Annotated in this window: 1 pseudogene; it reads left to right on the forward strand. The window is 59.0% G+C overall.

The features are described 5' to 3' along the window. Window positions 1-173 precede the first annotated feature (173 nt). Window positions 174-454 (forward strand): annotated as a pseudogene (locus tag EN906_RS36885) (thiolase domain-containing protein); the annotation flags it as partial.

Raw genomic sequence — 454 nt, forward strand, 5'->3', positions numbered from 1 at the left:
ATTTTTTATTGACGCGTCAATCAACAAAAAAATCGACCGCGATCTTGGCTGTACCAAGCGATTGTCCGCCTCCCGCCCTTCACGAAGTGGGCAAGATTGTTTATATTTGAACAATAAAGGCGAAATGCGCCGTGAGCCCACATGTTAGGCTGGCGCCAAGGATGGAGACCGCCATGACCGCATGCATCGTTGGCTGGGCGCATTCGCGCTTCGGCAAGCTCGAGGGCGAAACGCTAGAAAATCTGATCGTCAAGGTGGCAACCGACGCGCTCGACCATGCCGGCATCGGTCCCGACGAGGTCGACGAGATCGTGCTCGGACATTTCAACGCCGGCTTTTCGGCGCAGGATTTTACCGCCAGCCTGGTGCTTCAGGCCGACGACCGGCTGCGCTTCAAGCCGGCGACGCGCGTCGAGAACGCTTGCGCCACCGGATCGGCCGCGGTCCGTCAGGG

The sequence above is a fragment of the Mesorhizobium sp. M7A.F.Ca.CA.004.06.1.1 genome (genome assembly GCF_003999135.1).
Lineage (GTDB): Bacteria > Pseudomonadota > Alphaproteobacteria > Rhizobiales > Rhizobiaceae > Mesorhizobium.